Source organism: Mycobacterium sp. MFM001 (genome assembly GCF_003402475.1).
Lineage (GTDB): Bacteria > Actinomycetota > Actinomycetes > Mycobacteriales > Mycobacteriaceae > Mycobacterium.
This window is the reverse complement of the sequence record NZ_BFAB01000039.1, coordinates 1-1,325: the sequence shown is the minus strand read 5'-3', so window position 1 is coordinate 1,325 and position 1,325 is coordinate 1. Positions and strand designations below refer to the sequence as shown.

The following is a 1,325-nucleotide window of genomic DNA, read 5'->3' as shown; positions in this document are numbered from 1 at the left end:
CCTGTTGCCTCATGTCAAGATGCGCGCGAAGGCGGATTCGTTGCCTCACGTAAGCGTGCGCGCTTGTTGATTGGAGCTGTGGTGCCGGGTGCGGCTTTGCTGGTGGTGAGGGTGAACAGCTGGGCGGTCAGTGCTTGGATCTGGCGCTGGGTGGCGGCGGGATTGATCAGGGAGTGGGTGCGGGTCAGCGCCACGATGCGCTGCACGGTCATGGTGGGGTGATCGATCGCACGGTGAAACGGGGTGGTCGCGGTGTCGTGTTTCTTGGACACCTTGGCGCCGGCACGGACCTTGCAGATCAGCTTTTGCTGCGGGTAGAAGTAGTTGGTCAGCTTGGATTGCAACTGCCAGATCTCGTTGAGTAGCAACAGTTCTGCGGCGGTGTCGTAGCGGTGGTAGCCGACCACCGTGCGCACCACCGTCCAGTTCTTCTGCTCAACGTGGCAGCCGTCGTTCTTGTTGCCCGGCCGCGCCCGGGTGAAGGTGATCTGGCGGCGTTCGCACCATTGCAGCAGCAAGTCGTTGATGAATTCCGATCCGTTATCGCAGTCCACGCCCAGGATCGGAAACGGCATCTTGGAGGCGATGTCGTCGAGTGCAGCCAGCACGCATTTGGCGGTCTTGTCAGGCACCGAGCGGTTCTCGGTCCAGCCGGTGGCGATGTCGGTGACCGTCAAGGTAAATGCATGACCTCCACCCCGATTGCCACCGTCGTGCCAGACCAGGTCAATCTCGACGAACCCGGGCACAGCGTCGTCCCACTCGGCCCAGGTGCGCACCGGGATCTGACTTTTGAGCAGTGATCCCGGCTTTGTGCCAACACGTCCCCGCAGCCGGTATTTGGCTCGCTGATCAGCCAGGCGGCGATCGATGGTGGCCGCCGACATCCCTATCAACAGTTCCGCGATGCCGTCATCGATGACCAGCTCTCCGAAATGACGCAACACTGCCACCAGCTCACCGAGCATCGGCGCTAGCCGTTTGCCGGCGGGCATTCCGAGCACCATCCAGCAGACCGTCAGCGCCGCGATGACCTCGGGCCCGTACTTCACTGGCCGCGGACGGCGCGCAGCGACAATCTTGGGCTGCAGCGCCGCTTTAAGCATCTTGCGGGCGTGATTTCGGTGCCAGCCGGTGTTGGCGCACAACTCATCGAGAATCCGACTCTTCCCGCGCTTACTCGCCAGCTCGTAGCGGGCGGCCGCCGCCTCGGTGATTGCTCTGCGTTCTGCCAACGTCAACCCCATCCACTGGGCGTACGCGCGCATTTTCGATGAGGCAACGAAGCACCCTTTCGCGCGCATTTTGGACGAGTCAACGCGGTC

At 62.5% G+C, this 1,325-nt stretch carries 1 protein-coding gene; it reads right to left on the bottom strand.

What is annotated here, in order from left to right; translation table 11 throughout:
* Positions 1 to 14 precede the first annotated feature (14 nt).
* On the bottom strand, positions 15 to 1,268 hold the full coding sequence (locus tag MFM001_RS24250) for a DDE-type integrase/transposase/recombinase (RefSeq protein WP_116377761.1): 1,254 nt from the start codon (positions 1,266 to 1,268) through the stop codon (positions 15 to 17).
* Positions 1,269 to 1,325 lie beyond the last annotated feature (57 nt).

Bases quoted from the DNA above. Each gene is read 5' to 3' on its own strand.
- MFM001_RS24250 (WP_116377761.1), bottom strand. From the start codon at position 1,268: ATGCGCGCGTACGCCCAGTGGATGGGGTTGACGTTGGCAGAACGCAGA.